This window comes from Fusobacterium sp. FSA-380-WT-3A, from assembly GCF_012843705.1.
GTDB lineage: Bacteria > Fusobacteriota > Fusobacteriia > Fusobacteriales > Fusobacteriaceae > Fusobacterium_B.
The window spans coordinates 23823-41655 of the sequence record NZ_JABAFQ010000016.1 but is presented as its reverse complement, the minus strand read 5'-3'; the positions used below and the strand labels follow the sequence as shown (position 1 = coordinate 41655).

Genomic DNA, 17833 nt, shown 5'->3' with positions numbered 1-17833 from the left:
AGTACAAGTAATAGTAGGACCACATGTAGAATTTGTAGCAACTGAATTAAAAAAATTAGTATAATTTAATAAAAGAATGTAAAAATGACTACATACTCATTTATAATGGGTATGTAGTTTTTTATTGATACAATTATTTTTAAGTGATATAATATTTTGGATATTTAAACTATCTGTATCTTTTAATGAAAAAGAGAGGAAGAATGGAAAAAATTATTGATGTTGTAGCTGCCATAATAGAAAATGAAAAAAATGAAATTTTATGTACTTTAAGACCTGAAAATAAAATTTTAGGAAATAATTGGGAATTTCCAGGAGGAAAATTGGAAAAAGGTGAGAGTTATTTTCAAGGAATTGTGAGAGAAATAAAAGAAGAGTTAGATTGTGATATAGAGCCATTAAAGATTATAGGAAATGCTTATCATAAATATGAAAGAGGGACTGTAAATATAATTGCTATAAAATGTAAATTATTATCTAAAATAGAATTAAAAGAACATTCAGCACTAATATGGCTTAAAAGAGAAAATCTAAAATCTTTAGTTTGGGCTCCAGCTGATATAGAAATTATAGAAAAATATTTATTGTAGTATTCATTATAAATTATAAAAAATATCTTAAATAATTAATGGAGGTTTATATGAAACATGTTTTAACAATTGCTGGTTCTGATACTTGTGGAGGAGCCGGAATACAAGCTGATTTAAAAGCAATGAGTGCTTTAGGAGTTTATGGAATGAGTGTTATTACTGCTGTAACAGCCCAAAACACAAATGGTGTATTTGGAGTTCAGGAAATTTCAAAAGAGATTATAGAAAAACAAATAGAAGTTATATTTGAAGACATAAGAGTGGATGCTGTAAAAATTGGAATGCTTTCTAGTATAGAAATAATAGAAAGTATTACAAAAATGTTAAAACAATATGACGTAAAAAATATTGTTATAGACCCTGTTATGGTTTCAAAAAGTAAATATAAATTATTAAAAGATGAAGCTATTGAAGCTTTAAAGAAATTTGTTGCTTTAGGAACTTTAGTAACACCTAATATTCCTGAGGCTGAAATATTAGCTGATATGGAAATAAAAAATGAAGAAGAAATGGTAAAGGCAGCTAAAAAAATTCAAACTCTTGGAGCTAAAAACGTTTTAGTAAAAGGTGGACATAGAGAAGATAATTGTACAGATATATTATTACTTGAAAATGGAGAAATAGTAAAATTCCCTGGAGTGAGAATAGATACAATAAATACTCATGGAACAGGTTGTACACTTTCATCCTCTATAGCCTCTCTTATAGCTAAAGGAAATTCAGTAGAAGAAGCAGTTCGTCAAGGAAAAGATTATATAACTGAAGCTATAAAAAATTCTTTTTCTATTGGACATGGAGTAGGACCAGTTGGGCATTTTATTGATTTATATAAAAAGGCTGGTATGAATTATGAATAAAAATATAGATTATTCTGTTTATTTAGTAACAGATAGAGATATATTAAAAGGTAGAGATTTATATAAAGCTGTTGAAGAAAGTATTCTTGGAGGAGCTACTGTTGTACAATTAAGAGAAAAATATATATCAGATGAAGAATTTTTAGAAATTGCTAAAAGATTAAAAAAAATAACTGATAAATACACTATTCCGTTAATTATAAATGATAATGTAAAAGTAGCTAAATCAGTAGATGCAGCAGGAGTACATATAGGACAAAAAGATGAGGAATTAAAAAAAGCTAGAGAAATTTTAGGACCGGATAAAATAATAGGAGTATCTGTTGGGAATATAGAAGAAGCTTTAAAAGCTCAAAGAGATGGAGCAGATTATTTAGGAATAGGGACTATTTTTTATACAGGAAGTAAAAAAGATATTAATGAACCATTAGGACTTGAAAAATTAAAAAATATAGTAGAAAGTATAAATATTCCTAATGTAGCTATTGGTGGAATACATATGGATAATATTATTTCAGTAATGAAAACTGGAATAAATGGAGTTGCTGTTATTTCTGAAATTTTAGGAAAAGAAAATATAAAAGAAGCAACTAAAAATTTAAAAAAATATGTGGATAGTAATTTAGGAGAAAGAAAAATGAAAAAAGAGCAAATAGGAAATATAATAAAAGAGATAAGAGAAAAACAACCGTTAGTGTATCATATAACAAATACTGTTACAATAAATGATTGTGCTAATATAACTTTATCTATGGGTGGTTCTCCATTAATGTCATTTTGTGAAGAGGAATTAGAAGAGATTTTATCTTTTACTTCAGCTTTAGTGATAAATATAGGAACAATGGATAAACAAATGTGTAATATAGTAGTAAAAGCAGGAGAAATAGCCAATAAATTAGGAGTGCCTGTAGTTTTGGATCCTGTTGGAGTTGGAGCTTCTAAAGCTAGAAAAGAGTTAATAGATAATTTATTAAAAAATGTAAAATTTTCTGTAATAAAAGGAAATTTAGCAGAGATAAAATCTATAGCTGGATTAAAAAATATGAGTAATAGAGGAGTTGACTCTATAGAAATATTAGAAAATGCTGATGAAATGGCTAAAGAGTTGGCCTTAAAATTAGATACAGTTATAGCTATAACAGGAAAAGATGACATTATAAGTGATGGAAAAAGAATAGCTATTATAAAAAATGGAACTCATATATTAGGTAAGGTAACAGGAACAGGATGTATGACAGCTTCTCTTATAGGTTGTGCTTGTGGAACTAATAAAGATTATATGTTGGGAGCGACATTAGGAGTAAGTTTAATGGGAATAGCTGGAGAACTTTCAGAAAAATCTCTTGATAAAACTGAAGGAAATGGAACTTTAAAAGTTAAGATTTTAGATAATATTTATAATATGACTAAAGAAAAATTTATAGAAAATGAAAAAATTATTTTAGAGAATTTTTAATAAAGGAGAAGTATGAAAAAAATTGGTTTTAAAGGGAGTGTTATTTTAAATCCTGTACCAGTAGTATTGATTAGTAGTAAAAATTCAGAAGGAAAAGAAAATGTTTTTACAGTAGCATGGACAGGGACAGTTTGTACAAAACCTCCCATGCTTTCAATATCAATAAGACCAGAAAGATTATCTTATGAGTATATAAAAGAAACTATGGTATTTACCGTTAACTTACCACCAAAAAAACTTACAGAAAAAGTAGATTTTTGTGGAGTTCGTTCAGGAAGAACAAATGACAAAATTAAAGAGATGGGATTTACTATGATACCTAGTGATAATGTTGATTGTTCATATATTGAAGAGTGTCCAATTAATATTGAATGTAAAGTAAAAGATATAATTTCATTAGGAACTCATGATTTATTTTTAGCTGAAGTAGTAGGTTCGCATGTTGATGAAAATTTATTAGATGAAAATGGAAAAATTCATTTTGAAAATGCAGAACTTATTAATTATTGTCATGGAGAATATTTTCCAATGTCTAAAAAAGTTTTAGGAACTTTTGGATTTTCTGTAATGAAAGAAAAAACAAAAATAAAAAAAGGAATGAAAAATAAAAGAGATGTTTCTATTTCAAATAAAATAGATGAAAAATCTAAAAAAAGAAAGTATGGGAATAGAATAAAAAAGAAAAATGCTTCAAATAAATAATTTTTGATTAGATATAAAGATATTTTATTTTTTATAGAAAAATAAAGTAAAAATTTTAATAAAATAAAAATATATTTTGGAATTTTTTTGAAAATATGGTAGAATAGATAGTTGTTAAAAATTTATTAATTAGGAGGCATTTATGAAAATAGGATTTGATCATAATAAATACCTTGAGGAACAATCTAAATTTATACTAGAGAGAGTTAATAATTATGATAAGTTATATTTGGAATTTGGAGGAAAACTTTTCTTCGATTTACATGCAAAAAGAGTTTTACCTGGGTTTGATGAAAATGCTAAAATTAAATTATTACAGAGATTAAAAGAAAAAGTAGAAGTTATTATATGTGTTTATGCTGGTGATATTGAAAGAAATAAAATAAGAGGAGACTTTGGTATCACTTACGATATGGATGTGCTAAAGTTAATAGATGATTTAAGAGATTATGAATTAGAAGTTAATAGTGTTGTTATTACAAGATTTGAAGACCAACCAGCTACAAAAGTATTTATAAATAAATTAGAACATAGAGGAATAAAAGTTTATAAACACAGAACAACAAAAGGTTATCCTACAGATGTAGATACGATAGTTAGTGAGGAAGGATATGGGAAAAATCCTTATATAGAAACAACTAAACCAATAGTAGTTGTTACAGCTCCAGGACCTGGAAGTGGAAAATTAGCTACTTGTTTAAATCAATTATATCATGAAGGAAAAAAAGGAATAAAAGCAGGATATTCAAAATTTGAAACTTTCCCTGTTTGGAATGTACCTTTAAAACATCCTTTAAACATAGCTTATGAAGCAGCAACTGTTGATTTAAAAGATGTAAATATGATAGACCCATTCCACTTAGAAAGTTATGGACTTACTGCTGTAAACTATAATAGAGATATTGAAGCATTTCCTGTTTTAAAAAGAATAATTGAAAGAATAACAGGAAATCCATCTGAATATAAATCTCCAACAGATATGGGAGTTAATAGAGTAGGATATGGAATAATCGATGATGAAGTAGTAAGAAAAGCTTCTGAACAAGAAATTATAAGAAGATATTTAAATGCTGGTTGTGAATATAAAAAAGGATATATTGACCAAGAAACTTTCCAAAGAGCTAGAATGATAATGGAAGGATTACAATTAAAAGAAGAGGATAGAGAAGTTTTAGTAGCAGCTAGAAAACGTCTTGAAAAAATTAAAAAAATAGATAAAGAAGCTAGTTCTTCAGCTGTGGCTATCCAATTAGATGATGGTACAATAATTACAGGAAAAGGTTCTACAACTATGTGTGCAGCAGCTTCAGCTCTATTAAATTCTATAAAACATTTAGCTGGCTTAGAAGATGAAGTTCATTTATTATCTCAAGAAACTTTAGAGCCTATAATGAATTTAAAAATTAAGAACTTTGGAAGTAAAAAGCCAACTCTTAATTGTGAAGAAGTTTTAATTGCTTTAAGTATTTGTGCTGTGACAGATGAGAGAGCTAAAAAAGCAATAGACCAATTAAATAACTTAAAAGGTTCTCAAGCCCATTCTACAATAATTCTAGGAAAAGTAGATGAACAACTTTTAAGAAAATTAGGTATTGATGTTACTTGTGATATGGTTTTCCCAACAGAAAACTTATATTATAATGAATTATAAAAAATAAAATTAGGAGAAAAAATGTTTTATAGTGATTATCATATTCATAGTAGATTTTCAGGAGATTCAAATGAAGATTTAATAAAAATTATAGAAAAATCTACAGAATTAGGATTGGAAGAGATAGCAATAACAGACCATTTAGAACATGGAATGGAAGATTTGAGTAGTGCTTGGAATATTAATTTAGATGAATATGCAAAAGAAATTTTAAAATTAAAAGAGATATATAAAGATAAAATAAAAATAAAATTTGGTATAGAAGCTGGAATACAACCACATACTTTAGATTTTTATAACGAAAAAATATCCAAATATCCTTTAGATTTTGTAATAGCTTCGACACATGGAATAAACAGTATTGACTTAGCTTTTGGAATACTACAAGCTGGAAAAACTAGAGATGAAATGCAAGAATTTTATTTTAAAACTGTTTTAGAGAATGTAAAAAAATTTCAAAACTATTGTGTTTATGGGCATATAGACTTTATAACAAGATATGGTGGACCTAAGTTTAGAGGAATGGATATAGGAAAACATATGGAAGTTATAGATGAAATATTAAAAGAGATTATTTCTAGAGGAAAAGGGATAGAGATTAATACCTCAGGATTTAGATATGGAGAAGATAGAGTTTATCCAGATTTTCCAATTTTAAAAAGATATTTTGAATTAGGTGGAGAGATATTAACAATAGGTTCTGACTCACATCAAAAAGAGTATATTACAAAAGATTTTAAAATAGCCTATGAAATGTTAGAAAAATTAGATGTAAAATATATAACATCATTTGAAAAAATGAATCCTAGTTTTATAAAAATAAGATAAAAAATAAACTGTTGTAAACTAAAAATAAAATAGTTTACAGCAGTTTTTTTATTATTTATTATTAATTGGTTCAAACATTTTTAGAACTTCTTGAGAATAATTCCCATCTTCATCATGAGCAACTAAAGGAGGTAATATTGTCATAGAATCTTTTCCAAATTTTATTCCTTCTATTAATAAAATCTTAGCTTGTTTATCTAATTTTGTATGACAAAATCTAAGTTTTTTTGGAGAAATTCCATATTTTCTCATTAAATCTAAAATTTCTAACATTCTATCTGGTCTATGGACCATAGTAAAATATCCTTTATCTTTAAGTAAGCAAGAGGCAATTTGTATAATTTCTTCTAAAGTTATAGTTATTTCATGACGAGCAAAAGTAAGTTGGTCAAGGTCATTTAAAAATTCAGGATTTCCATTAAATTTAAAAAATGGAGGATTTGTTATAACAGCATCTTGAGAACCATGATTAAAATATTTTTTCCAATTTTTCATATCATCATTAATAATCTCAATTTGTTCTTCTAAATTATTTAATTGAACATTTCTTTTAGCAAGATTTGCTGAAACTTCTTGAATCTCAAGCCCCTTTATTTTAGCTTTAGTTCTTTCAGAAAGAAAAAGAGGAATAGCTCCATTACCTGTACCTAAATCAACAACTTTATTAACTCCCTTTCCTAGAGAAATAAAATTTGAGATTAAAAGAGAATCTAAAGAAAAATTGAAATAGTCATTTCTTTGAATAATTTTTAGATTTTTATTTAGAAGATTATTAATAACTTCATTTTCATGCAACAACATTTTTCCTCCTATAATTTTATATAAGTTCAAAATATTATAGCATAAAAATTAAAGAAAATAAATTTATAACTTATAGATTTATTTATTTTTTCATGTTATAATTTTATGATAATTATATTATTGAGGGGATAAAAGTGAAAGATTATTTAAGATATGTAAAAGAAATTTTAAAGTTGGCTCTTCCAGCTGTTGGAGAGATGATACTTTATATGTTGGTTTGGGTATTTGATACTATGATGGTGGGACATTATGGAGGGAAATATTCAGTAGCAGCTGTAGGATTTTCATCAGAAATTATGTATACTGTAATGAATACTCTTATAGGGATGGGACTGTCAGTATCTATGACTTCTATTATAGCTAGAGGTCTTGGAGCTAAAGATGAGAAAAAAACTATAAAGTTTGCTAATCAAGGGTTTAATATAGGATTTATTATAGCTTTAACAGTTTCTTCTACATATTTTATTTTTGCAAGAAATATTTTAAATTTTTTAGGAGCTGAAAAAGAAATAATAGGAATGGCAAGTTCTTATATAAGAATTTGTTCAGTTGGAATGTTTTTTACTATGTTAGGAAATCTATTTAGTGGAATATATAGAGGATGTAAGGATACAAGAACTCCTCTTTATGGAGCTATGATAGTAAATTGTGTAAATTTAGTTCTTGATTATTTATTAATTTATGGAAAGTTTGGTTTACCAGAATTAGGAGTAAAAGGAGCAGCTATAGCTACTTCTACTGCTGGAATATCATGTTTTACTTTCTTATTTTTTAGATTAAAAAAACTTCCTATAAAATTAAAATTTTTCTCAAAAGTGGATAAAAAAATTCTTAAAGAAATTCTTAGATTTTCTATACCAGCTTCTTTACAAGAAGGTTCTTTTAGTATTGGAAAATTAATGGGTGTTGTTATAGTTATGTCTTTAGGAAGTTTAGCCTTTTCAGCAAATCAAATTTCAGTTACCATAGAAAGCATAAGTTTTATGCCTGGTTGGGGATTTTCTTTAGCTTGTACAGCTTTAACAGGGTATTGTGTTGGAGATGGAGATTTTGTAAAAGCCAAAAAATATATAAATACTACAGCAATTTTATCAGGGATTATAATGGGAACTTTTGGAATTATATTTTTCTTTTTTTCAAAAGATATAATAAAATTATTTATAAAAAGTGATGAAATAGAAGTAATAAAATTAGGGGCTCTTTGTTTACAAATAGGTTGTTTTCAACAAATAGGTACTTCATTAGGAATGACTTTTTCTGGAGCTTTTAAAGGGATGGGAGATTCTAAAACTCCATTTAAAGTAAGTTTTGTCTGTAATTGGTTAATAAGACTTCCTCTTATGTATTATTTCTTGTATCTAAATAGAAAACCAATAACTTATTTCTGGTGGATAACAGTACTACAATGGAATTTAGAAGCTATAACATTGTTTATTTGCTATAGATTTAAAATAAAAAATCTTATAAAAATGAGAGAAAGATGCAAAGCTAATATTTGTGAGGTGGAATAATGATAAAAGCTATTGCTTTAGATTTAGATGGAACATTGTTAAATGATAAAAAAGAAGTTACAGATAGAAGTGTTAATATATTAAGAAAACTTTATAAAAAAGGAATAGAAATTTTAATTGTTACAGGGAGACCTTATGCTTCTACTACAAAAATAATAGATAGACTTGGAATACCAATGACAGCAATTTGTTATAATGGTGGAAAAATAATAGACACAGTTTCAGGAGAGATTTTAGAAAATAAATTATTACCTGAAAATATAGCTATAAAATTATTTGAATATATTGAAGAAAAAAAATTAAATTTAAATATTTTTATGGATGAAAAATGGTATGCTAATGATTTAGATAGTGAAAGTGTACAAATTTATAAAAAAAATTCAGGTTTGATTCCTACAAAAATGGATATAAAAACTTTTCCTAAAAATAATATCACTAAAGGTGTTTTAATAGGAAAAACTGAAATATTAGAAAATTATAAAAAAGAATTAGAGAGTTTAATAGGAAAAGATTCATACATTACTTTTACTCAACCTCTATATTTAGAAATTTTAAATAAGGATATTAATAAGGGAAAAGCTTTAAAAAGAATATTAGAATTGAAAAATATAGATATAAACCAATGCATAGCCTTTGGTGATGCTGAAAATGATAAAGAGATGTTACAAGTAGTGGGAATAAATGTGGCTATGAAAGATTCTATAGAAGAGTTAAAAGAAATTTGTACTTATGTGACAAAAAATTCTAATAATGATGATGGAGTTGCAAAATTTTTAGAAGAATATTTTAATGAAAAATAATTTTATTTAGAAAACTATTACATTACTTAATGTAGTAGTTTTTTTATAAAAAAAATTTATTTATTTTTATCTAATCACAAAATTTTTCAAAATAAAAAATATTTTAAAAACTATTGACAAAAATATTTAAAAATGATATTATGAATTTGTTAGTTAGCACTCCTGAATAATGAGTGCTAATACTTAGGAAGGTGATTAGATGCTGAGTGAAAGGGAAAAACTAGTTCTTAATGCGATTATTGATTATTATCTTACATTTGGAGAAACAATCGGTTCAAGAACTCTTGTGAAAAAATATAATATAGAATTATCTTCAGCAACAATCAGAAATGTTATGTCTGATTTGGAGGATGCTGGATTTATTGAAAAAACACATTCTTCATCAGGAAGAATTCCGACAGATTTAGGTTATAAATATTATTTAAATGAACTTTTGGAAGTTGAAAAATTATCAATTGAAGAAAAGAAAAGAATAAATAATGAATACGACCAAAAGATGAATGCTTTAGATAATATTTTAAAAGAAACATCTTCTTTATTATCAAAATTAACTTCTTATGCTTCAGTAGTAATAGAACCTGACCATAGAAAAGAAAATATAAAAAAAGTTGAGTTAATTCATATTGATGATTATCTTATCTTAGCTATAATTGTTACTGAAGATTTAAATGTATCTACTAAAAAAATAAAATTACAAACTGGAATTACACAAGAAAAATTAGCGATTTTATCAGATAGAATTAATAGAAATATTAAAACTCATAAGATAAAAAGTCATGAAATAGTAGATTTAATCAAAGAAAATTTTGAAGCCTATAATGATATTGAAAGGGAAATTTATAAAGATATAGAAGGAAAATTATATTTAAGTAATTCTCCTAGCATATTTAAAAATAAAAATGTAAATGAAATATTAGATGTGCTTGAAATTTTTAATGAAAAACAAGAAGTTAGAAATATTTTTGAAAGTATTGTAAATTCTAATGAATATATAGAAGGAAAAGTAAATGTTATTTTAGGAGATGACTTACCAATAAAAGGTTTAGAGGACTTTAGTTTTGTATATTCTGTATATAAAAAAGGTGATTCAAAAGGAGTTATAGGAGTTATTGGTCCAAAAAGAATGCCTTATTCAAAAACTATGGGACTTATAGATTATATTAGTAAAGAAGTTGAAAAAAATATAAATAAAGAAAAACTAATTGGAAATAAGAAAAAATAAAGGAGATAGTAATGTCAGAAGAATTAAAAAAAGATTCTATCCATGAATTAGAAAAAGAAACAAATGAAACTTGCCAATGTCAATGTGGTGAAGAAAATTGTCAATGTTCAGAAGAAAAAACTGAAGAAACAAAAGAAGAATTAAATGAAATAGAAGCTATTCAAGAAGAAATTGGAAAATTAAAAGCAGAAGTAGAGGATTGGAAACAATCTTATTTAAGAAAACAAGCTGATTTTCAAAACTTTACCAAAAGAAAAGAAAGAGAGATGGATGAGCTTAGAAAATTTGCTTCTGAAAAAATAATAACAAAATTATTAGATGGAATAGATAATCTAACTAGAGCAGAAGAAACTTCAAGACAAACAAATGATTTTGAAGGATTAGTTAAAGGTGTTGAATTAACACTAAATCAATTTAAAGAAGTTTTAAAATCTGAAGGATTAGAAACAATAGAAACAGAAGGAAAAGAATTTAATCCAGAGGAACACATGGCTGTAATGGTAGAAGCAAGTGAAGATTTTCAAGATAATTTTATTATAGCTGAATTCCAAAAAGGATATAAGTTAAAAGGAAAAGTTATAAGACCATCAATGGTTAAAGTATGTAAAAAATAATTAAAGTAAATAAAGTAAAATTTTTATATAATATTTTTAGGAATATTTAAGGAGGAATACAAAATGTCTAAAGTAATTGGTATTGACTTAGGAACAACAAACTCATGTGTAGCAATAATGGAAGGTGGTTCAGCAAATATAATTACAAACGCTGAAGGAGCTAGAACAACACCATCAGTTGTAAATATTAAAGATAACGGAGAAATAGTAGTAGGAGAAATAGCAAAAAGACAAGCTATAACAAATCCAAATTCTACAATTTCATCTATTAAAACTCATATGGGTTCTGATTATAAAGTAACAGTTAACGGAAAAGAATATACACCACAAGAAATTTCAGCTATGACTTTAAGAAAATTAAAAAAAGATGCTGAAGCTTATTTAGGAGAAGAAATTAAAGAAGCTGTAATTACAGTTCCAGCTTACTTTACAGATGCCCAAAGACAAGCTACAAAAGATGCTGGTGCAATAGCTGGATTAGAAGTAAAAAGAATAATTAACGAACCTACAGCAGCAGCTTTAGCTTATGGACTTGACAAGAAAAAAGAAGAAAAAGTTCTAGTATTTGACTTAGGAGGAGGAACTTTTGACGTATCTATTCTTGAAATTTCTGATGGAGTTATAGAAGTATTATCAACAGCAGGAAATAATCATTTAGGAGGAGATGATTTTGACGAAAGAATCATTAAATGGTTAGCTGAAGAATTTAAAAAAGAACAAGGAATTGATTTATTAAATGATAAAATGGCATATCAAAGATTAAAAGATGCTGCTGAAAAAGCTAAAAAAGAATTATCATCTATGATGGAAGCTCAAATCTCTTTACCATTTATCACTATGGACCAAACAGGACCAAAACACTTAGAAATGAAATTAACAAGAGCTAAATTTGATGCTTTAACAAAAGATTTAGTAGAAGCAACTCAAGGACCTACAAGAACAGCTTTATCAGATGCAGGATTATCTCCAGCTGAAATAGATGAAGTATTATTAGTTGGTGGTTCTACAAGAATGATAGCTGTACAAGAATGGGTAGAAGCATACTTTGGTAAAAAACCTAATAAAGGAATAAACCCTGATGAAGTTGTTGCAGCAGGAGCAGCTATTCAAGGTGGAGTTTTAATGGGAGACGTTAAAGATGTATTATTACTTGATGTAACTCCATTATCATTAGGAATTGAAACTTTAGGAGGAGTTTGTACAAGAATTATAGAGAAAAATACAACTATTCCTGTTAAAAAATCTCAAGTATTCTCTACAGCAGTAGATAATCAACCAGCAGTTACAATTAATGTATTACAAGGAGAAAGAGCAAAAGCTGCTGATAACCATAAATTAGGAGAATTTAATTTAGAAGGAATTCCAGCAGCACCAAGAGGAATACCACAAATTGAAGTTACATTTGATATAGATGCTAACGGAATTGTACATGTATCTGCTAAAGATTTAGGAACAGGGAAAGAAAATACAATAACAATTTCTGGTTCAAATAACTTATCAAATGATGATATTGAAAGAATGAAAAAAGAAGCTGAGGCTAATGAAGCTGAAGATAAAAAATTCAGAGAATTAATAGAAACAAGAAATAAAGCTGATATGTTAATTGCTTCTACTGAAAATACATTAAAAGAACACTCATCAAAAGTAAGTGAAGCTGAGAAAAAAGCTATAGAAGAAGCTTTAGAAGAACTTAAAAAAGTAAAAGATTCTGAAGATAAAAAAGTAATAGAAGATGCTATGGAAAAATTATCAAAAGCGGCTCAAAAATTAGCTGAAGAAATTTATAGAGAAGCTCAACAAGCACAACAAGCTAATGCTGGACAACAACAAGGTGGAAACAATAAAAAAGCAGATGATGTAGAGGATGCTGAAATAGTTGACTAATTAAAATAGATTACATTTCTCTGGGAATGGAGCTTGTTCTCTATTCCCAGTTTTTAGATTATAAGGTGAGTGAAAATGGATTATATAATAGAAAATTCCAATCTAAAGGTTGTTATTAATAGTAAAGGTGCTGAACTTACAAGTCTTTTTAACAAAAAAAATAATTTTGAATATATTTGGCAAAAAGATACAAAATTTTGGGCAAAATCATCACCAATATTATTTCCTTTTGTAGGAACAATAAAAAATGAAAAATATTCATATGATGGTAAAGAATATCAAATAAAAACAAGACATGGTTTTGCTAGAGATAATGAATTTATAGTTAATAAACAAGGAGAAAATTTTATAGAATTTTTATTTTCGTCAAATGAAGAAACAAAAAAAATATATCCTTTTGATTTTAACTTATATCTTAAATATTCTATTTGTGAAAATGAATTGGTGTTTGAATATAAGGTAGAAAATTTAACAAATGGGGATATGTATTTCTCTTTAGGAGCACATCCTGCTTTTAATTTATTTGAAAAAAATAATAATTTTGTAGAATTTGAAAAAGATGAAATAGGAGCATCAAAAATAATAGAAAATGGTTTTTTAGGAGAAAAGACTCAAGAATTATTTAAAGGAAAAATCTTTAAATTTGATGAAAAAACTTTTGAAAAAGATGCTGTTATTTTAGAAAAAACAAATTCAAAAAAAATATTTTTAAAATCTTTAAATAGTGATAAGAAATTAGAATTTGATTATGAAGGTTTTAAATATATTGCCTTTTGGAATGTACCAGGTTCTGGATTTATTTGCTTTGAACCTTGGGATGGAATAACTGATTATGTAAATTCTAATGGGAAATTAGAAGATAAAATTGGAATAGAAAAATTAGAAAAAGAACAAGTATATCAAAGAAAAATAAAAATAAAAGTTATTTAATAATTGGAGGATAAAATGGCAAAAAAAGATTATTATGATCTTTTAGGCGTAGAAAAAACTGCTTCTGAAGCTGAGATTAAAAAAGCTTATAGAAAATTAGCAATGAAATATCATCCTGATAGATTTAGTAATGCAACTGAAACAGAAAAAAAAGAAGCTGAAGAAAAATTCAAAGAACTTAATGAAGCTTATCAAGTTTTATCAGATACAGATAAAAGGTCTAAGTATGATAGATTTGGACATGCAGCTTTTGAAAATGGAGCTGGTGGAGGTTATGGAGGATTTGAAGGATTCTCTGGTAGTGGATTTGAAGATATTTTTTCATCTTTCTTTGGAGGAAGTGGATTTGGTGGAGGTTCTCAAAGAAGAGGACCAGAACCAGGTGAAGATTTAAGAGTAGATGTAACTATCACTTTAGAAGAAGTAGCCAAAGGTGGAGAAAAAGAAATAAAATATACAAGAAGAGGAAAATGCTCTGCTTGTAATGGAACAGGTGCTGAACCTGGAAGTAAAATGAAAACTTGTGATAAATGTGGTGGAAAAGGTAGAATTGAAAAAATTCAAAGAACATTATTAGGAAGTTTTAAAAGTGTTGAGGAATGTGATAAGTGTAGAGGTAAAGGACAAATTCCAGAAACAAAATGTAAAAAATGTGGTGGTACAGGATTAGAAAGAGAAACTATTAAGAAAACTATAAAAATTCCTGTAGGAATACATGATGGGCAAAGATTAAGAATACAAGGAATGGGAGATGCAAGTTCTGAAGGTGGAGAAAATGGAGATTTATATATTTTCTTCCATGTTAAAGAACATGATTTCTTTGTAAGAGATGAAGAAAACATTATATGTGAAGTTCCAATAACTTATGCTAAGGCAGCTTTAGGTGGAGAAGTAGAAATTCCTACATTAAATGGAAAAAAATCTATAAAAATCCCTGCTGGAACTCAAAATGGAAAATTATTTAAGTTAAGAGGAGAAGGAATAAATAATCCTAGGTCATATGTTGGAGACCAAATTGTAAAAATTGTAATTGAAGTTCCAACAAACTTAAATGATACTCAAATAGAGCTTCTTAAAAAGTTTGATGAAAGTCTAAAAGAAAAAAATTATAAAATGAATAAAAGTTTTATAGAAAGATTTAAGGATTTATTTAAATAAAATAAAGAGTTTATTGAAAAAAATCACTTCCTGTGATATACTAAAAGAAGAAACTATAAAATAGGGAGGGTAATAAATGAACGCAATATTTGCTAAATATGGTACATTAATAATGATTGCTTTATGGATAGTTATTATTTATGTATTTATGGTTTTACCAAATAAGAAAAAACAAAAGAAACAACAACAAATGTTAGATGGTTTAAAAGCTGGTGATACTATAGTTACTGTAGGTGGAATAAAAGGTGTAATATCTAGTGTAGAAGAAGCTTTTGTCGTAGTAAGAATAGATAAAGGTGTTCATATGACTATTAGAAAATCAGCTGTTGCTGGAATTTTAGAGTAATTTGAATGAGAAACGACAATTAAACTTAATTGTCGTTTTTTTGTTAAAAAAATCTTACTTATGGTGGTTTAATGATAAAAAAAGTATTTTTAATGTTTTTGATTTTATTTTCAGTTTGTTTTTCTTCAACTGTAAAAAATGTAAGATTTAATACTTATCCTCCACAAGTTGTTTTTGATTTAGATGAAACAACCCCTGTTTATCATAGTGAATATGATGATTATAATAGACTTCTTTTTTTAGAAATAGGAAATGAAGTACCTATTTATAATAAAGGAGTAAGAAATAATCTTTCAAAATATTTAGAAAGTATATCAGATTATAGATATGTGAATTCTCATGGCTTTTTCTTAAAATTAAAAAAGAATGTTTTTCATAGAGTAACTTTAAGAAAAAATCCAAATCGTGTAGTGGTAGATTTATCTAATAGTGCTCAAAATAAACAATATACTGTAGTAATTGACCCTGGTCATGGAGGAAAAGATTCTGGAGCTCTTGGATATAAAAATATTAAAGAAAAAGATATTGTTTTGAGTATTGGAAAATATTTAAGAGATGAATTAAAAAGAGATTTTAATGTGGTTATGACTAGAGATAGTGATGAATTTATATCTTTAAGAAATAGAAGTAATGTAGCTAATGGAATAGGGGCTGATTTGTTTATAAGTATTCATGCTAACTCTTCAAAAGATACAAGTGCTAATGGAATAGAAATATTTTATTTTTCTAAAAAGTCTACTCCTTATGCTGCAAGTATAGCTAGATATGAAAATAGTTTTGGTGAAAAATATGGTGAAAATACAAGTTCTATAGTACAAATTGCTGGAGAAATAGCCTATAATAAGAATCAAGAAAAAACAATTCCTTTTGCTGACAGATTAAATACAGGTTTAGCTAAAAAGATGGGAATGAGAGATAGAAAAACTCATGGAGCGAACTTTGCTGTTTTAAGAGGTATTAATTGTCCAGGTGTTTTAATAGAGGTTGGATTTATAAAAGGGTCTAAAGACCATAAAATTATAACTTCTAAAAGTCAACAAAAAATTATGGCTAAAAAAATAGCTGAACATGTTAGAGATTATTTTTATTAGGAGAGTTTGATGATAAAATTTGTAAAAAATGATAAAGAAACCGAAGAAAAAGAAGTAAATTTAAGAATTTTTTCAGGACAAGATGAAAATATAAAATTATATGATGAAGTGATGGATAATAAAAAAGCAGAAGAAAGCAAAAAAGAAAATTTAAAATATAAATTTGAAAAAAAAGAGAAACAAGAGAAAAATAATAAAAAAGAAGTAGTAAAAGAATATGTAGAATTAGTTTTAGGAAATATAAAAAAATTCTTTTCTAAAGAAAAAAATGGGACTATAAAAATAGTTGGAATTTTGTGGGGAATTACTCTTTTATCAGGATATTTATATTTTAATTCATTAAATGAGGGGCTTCCTAAGACTGTTTTTGAAAGAAAAGATATTACGAAGGTGGTTGAGAAACAAAAATTATATGTTTTTTATCCTGACAATGGACAGTTAGTAAGTGAAGAGATAGAAACTGTTAAGCCTATAATGGAAAATGATATTATAAAGGAAACTTTATATAAAAATATAGAAAAATTAAAAAACTTAAAATTAATTCCTAATATAAATGAAAAAACAGAAGTTTTTTATTATAGAGTAGATAGTACACTTTATTTGGATTTACCTGAAAAAATATTTTCAAATGTAAAAAATCCAAAGGAAGAACTTTTATTGATTTATTCTTTTGTTAATACTCTAACTAATTTAGATTCTGTTGAAGAAGTAAAAATTTTAATTAATGGAATAGATGTTGATAAAGTGAAATATTCTAATCTGAAAGGAAAATTCAAATATAGAAAAGATATATAAGGGAGCTAAAAACTCCCTTTTTTATCAAGGAGAAAATATGGATATAGATAATCTAAGAGAAATGGTAAAAGAAAAATTACCACCTAAAAGATATGAACATACACTAGGTGTTGAAAAAATATGTGTAGAACTTGCTAAAAAATATGGATGTGATGAGAAAAAAACTAGAATAGCTGCTATTTTACATGATTATTTAAAAAAAGAAAATATAGAAACTTTAAAAGAAATTTGTAAAGATATGAAAGAAATTAAAGGATATGAAAATTTAAATGAGATTTTTCATGGATTAGCAGCTTCTGTTGTTGTAAAAAAAGAGTTTGGAATAGAAGATGAAGATATTTTAAATAGTATAAAATATCATACTATTGGAAGAAAGAATATGTCACTACTTGAAAAAATTATTTATATTGGAGATGCCATAGAATATGGAAGAGATTATCCAAATGTAGATGAGATTAGAAAAGAGACTTTTAGAAATTTAAATGATGGTATTATTATGGAAATTTCAAGAAAATTAGAATATTTAAAAGGAAAAGGTGGAGTTATTCATAAAAATACTATAGAAACATTAGAAGATTTGATTTCTAAAAAATGATT

The 17833-nt window shown here is 26.4% G+C and carries 18 protein-coding genes; 17 read left to right on the top strand and 1 reads right to left on the bottom strand.

Features of this window, described 5'->3' with window-relative positions; translation table 11 throughout:
- The first annotated feature begins 203 nt into the window (after positions 1–203).
- The 6 genes from HF862_RS08645 to HF862_RS08615 all read left to right on the top strand — a co-directional run bounded on the left by HF862_RS08645 (position 204) and on the right by HF862_RS08615 (position 6084).
- Complete coding sequence (locus HF862_RS08645; RefSeq protein ID WP_170187465.1) at positions 204–590, top strand: (deoxy)nucleoside triphosphate pyrophosphohydrolase; 387 nt, start codon at positions 204–206, stop codon at positions 588–590.
- A 50-nt stretch (positions 591–640) separates the two neighbouring features.
- On the top strand, positions 641–1447 hold the full coding sequence (gene thiD / locus HF862_RS08640) for a bifunctional hydroxymethylpyrimidine kinase/phosphomethylpyrimidine kinase (RefSeq protein ID WP_170187464.1): 807 nt from the start codon (positions 641–643) through the stop codon (positions 1445–1447).
- Positions 1440–2903 carry a hydroxyethylthiazole kinase gene (thiM, locus tag HF862_RS09955; protein ID WP_206039069.1) on the top strand — a complete coding sequence of 488 codons (1464 nt, stop codon included), beginning with the start codon at positions 1440–1442 and terminating at the stop codon, positions 2901–2903. The genes thiD and thiM overlap by 8 nt, the downstream gene beginning before the upstream one ends.
- 12 nt (positions 2904–2915) lie before the next feature.
- The gene (locus tag HF862_RS08625) at positions 2916–3605 is read left to right on the top strand and encodes a flavin reductase family protein (protein ID WP_170187463.1); all 690 of its coding nucleotides are present in this window, start codon (positions 2916–2918) and stop codon (positions 3603–3605) included.
- Positions 3606–3747: 142 nt separating this feature from the next.
- Positions 3748–5256 carry a DUF1846 domain-containing protein gene (locus HF862_RS08620; protein ID WP_170187462.1) on the top strand — a complete coding sequence of 503 codons (1509 nt, stop codon included), beginning with the start codon at positions 3748–3750 and terminating at the stop codon, positions 5254–5256.
- Between the two features lie 21 nt (positions 5257–5277).
- Entirely contained in the window at positions 5278–6084 is an 807-nt protein-coding gene (locus HF862_RS08615) for a histidinol-phosphatase HisJ family protein (RefSeq protein WP_170187461.1), read from the top strand.
- Between the two features lie 51 nt (positions 6085–6135).
- Here the strand turns inward: HF862_RS08615 and HF862_RS08610 are convergent, their stop codons facing one another.
- Complete coding sequence (locus HF862_RS08610) at positions 6136–6885, bottom strand: tRNA1(Val) (adenine(37)-N6)-methyltransferase (protein ID WP_170187460.1); 750 nt, start codon at positions 6883–6885, stop codon at positions 6136–6138.
- Between the two features lie 134 nt (positions 6886–7019).
- On the opposite strand from HF862_RS08610, the gene HF862_RS08605 reads away from it, so the two are divergent.
- The 11 genes from HF862_RS08605 (at position 7020) to yqeK (ending at position 17831) form a co-directional block, all read left to right on the top strand.
- On the top strand, positions 7020–8396 hold the full coding sequence (locus HF862_RS08605) for an MATE family efflux transporter (protein WP_170187459.1): 1377 nt from the start codon (positions 7020–7022) through the stop codon (positions 8394–8396).
- Positions 8396–9196: a Cof-type HAD-IIB family hydrolase gene (locus HF862_RS08600; RefSeq protein ID WP_170187458.1), complete on the top strand. Its 801-nt coding sequence runs from the start codon at positions 8396–8398 to the stop codon at positions 9194–9196. The genes HF862_RS08605 and HF862_RS08600 overlap by 1 nt, the downstream gene beginning before the upstream one ends.
- Positions 9197–9395: 199 nt before the next feature.
- Positions 9396–10418 carry a heat-inducible transcriptional repressor HrcA gene (gene hrcA, locus HF862_RS08595; protein ID WP_170187457.1) on the top strand — a complete coding sequence of 341 codons (1023 nt, stop codon included), beginning with the start codon at positions 9396–9398 and terminating at the stop codon, positions 10416–10418.
- Positions 10419–10429: 11 nt separating this feature from the next.
- Positions 10430–11032 (top strand): nucleotide exchange factor GrpE, encoded by a 603-nt coding sequence (gene grpE / locus HF862_RS08590; RefSeq protein WP_170187456.1) that lies wholly within the window; start codon positions 10430–10432, stop codon positions 11030–11032.
- Between the two features lie 63 nt (positions 11033–11095).
- Entirely contained in the window at positions 11096–12916 is a 1821-nt protein-coding gene (gene dnaK / locus HF862_RS08585) for a molecular chaperone DnaK (protein ID WP_170187455.1), read from the top strand.
- Between the two features lie 75 nt (positions 12917–12991).
- Positions 12992–13846, top strand: a complete 855-nt coding sequence (locus tag HF862_RS08580) for an aldose 1-epimerase family protein (RefSeq protein WP_170187454.1) — start codon at positions 12992–12994, stop codon at positions 13844–13846.
- A gap of 15 nt (positions 13847–13861) precedes the next feature.
- Complete coding sequence (gene dnaJ / locus HF862_RS08575) at positions 13862–15004, top strand: molecular chaperone DnaJ (protein ID WP_170187453.1); 1143 nt, start codon at positions 13862–13864, stop codon at positions 15002–15004.
- A 76-nt stretch (positions 15005–15080) separates the two neighbouring features.
- On the top strand, positions 15081–15350 hold the full coding sequence (yajC, locus tag HF862_RS08570; RefSeq protein ID WP_170187452.1) for a preprotein translocase subunit YajC: 270 nt from the start codon (positions 15081–15083) through the stop codon (positions 15348–15350).
- A gap of 71 nt (positions 15351–15421) precedes the next feature.
- Complete coding sequence (locus HF862_RS08565; protein WP_206039068.1) at positions 15422–16441, top strand: N-acetylmuramoyl-L-alanine amidase; 1020 nt, start codon at positions 15422–15424, stop codon at positions 16439–16441.
- Positions 16442–16450: 9 nt separating this feature from the next.
- The gene (locus tag HF862_RS08560) at positions 16451–17236 is read left to right on the top strand and encodes a GerMN domain-containing protein (RefSeq protein ID WP_170187451.1); all 786 of its coding nucleotides are present in this window, start codon (positions 16451–16453) and stop codon (positions 17234–17236) included.
- A 37-nt stretch (positions 17237–17273) separates the two neighbouring features.
- Positions 17274–17831 carry a bis(5'-nucleosyl)-tetraphosphatase (symmetrical) YqeK gene (gene yqeK, locus HF862_RS08555; RefSeq protein WP_170187450.1) on the top strand — a complete coding sequence of 186 codons (558 nt, stop codon included), beginning with the start codon at positions 17274–17276 and terminating at the stop codon, positions 17829–17831.
- Positions 17832–17833: the final 2 nt, after the last annotated feature.

Bases quoted from the DNA above. Each gene is read 5' to 3' on its own strand.
- dnaJ (WP_170187453.1), top strand. From the start codon at position 13,862: ATGGCAAAAAAAGATTATTATGATCTTTTAGGCGTAGAAAAAACTGCT.
- HF862_RS08610 (WP_170187460.1), bottom strand. From the start codon at position 6,885: ATGTTGTTGCATGAAAATGAAGTTATTAATAATCTTCTAAATAAAAAT.
- HF862_RS08600 (WP_170187458.1), top strand. From the start codon at position 8,396: ATGATAAAAGCTATTGCTTTAGATTTAGATGGAACATTGTTAAATGAT.
- HF862_RS08580 (WP_170187454.1), top strand. From the start codon at position 12,992: ATGGATTATATAATAGAAAATTCCAATCTAAAGGTTGTTATTAATAGT.
- grpE (WP_170187456.1), top strand. From the start codon at position 10,430: ATGTCAGAAGAATTAAAAAAAGATTCTATCCATGAATTAGAAAAAGAA.
- HF862_RS08625 (WP_170187463.1), top strand. From the start codon at position 2,916: ATGAAAAAAATTGGTTTTAAAGGGAGTGTTATTTTAAATCCTGTACCA.
- yqeK (WP_170187450.1), top strand. From the start codon at position 17,274: ATGGATATAGATAATCTAAGAGAAATGGTAAAAGAAAAATTACCACCT.
- thiD (WP_170187464.1), top strand. From the start codon at position 641: ATGAAACATGTTTTAACAATTGCTGGTTCTGATACTTGTGGAGGAGCC.
- hrcA (WP_170187457.1), top strand. From the start codon at position 9,396: ATGCTGAGTGAAAGGGAAAAACTAGTTCTTAATGCGATTATTGATTAT.
- yajC (WP_170187452.1), top strand. From the start codon at position 15,081: ATGAACGCAATATTTGCTAAATATGGTACATTAATAATGATTGCTTTA.
- HF862_RS08565 (WP_206039068.1), top strand. From the start codon at position 15,422: ATGATAAAAAAAGTATTTTTAATGTTTTTGATTTTATTTTCAGTTTGT.
- HF862_RS08645 (WP_170187465.1), top strand. From the start codon at position 204: ATGGAAAAAATTATTGATGTTGTAGCTGCCATAATAGAAAATGAAAAA.
- thiM (WP_206039069.1), top strand. From the start codon at position 1,440: ATGAATAAAAATATAGATTATTCTGTTTATTTAGTAACAGATAGAGAT.
- HF862_RS08615 (WP_170187461.1), top strand. From the start codon at position 5,278: ATGTTTTATAGTGATTATCATATTCATAGTAGATTTTCAGGAGATTCA.
- dnaK (WP_170187455.1), top strand. From the start codon at position 11,096: ATGTCTAAAGTAATTGGTATTGACTTAGGAACAACAAACTCATGTGTA.
- HF862_RS08560 (WP_170187451.1), top strand. From the start codon at position 16,451: ATGATAAAATTTGTAAAAAATGATAAAGAAACCGAAGAAAAAGAAGTA.
- HF862_RS08620 (WP_170187462.1), top strand. From the start codon at position 3,748: ATGAAAATAGGATTTGATCATAATAAATACCTTGAGGAACAATCTAAA.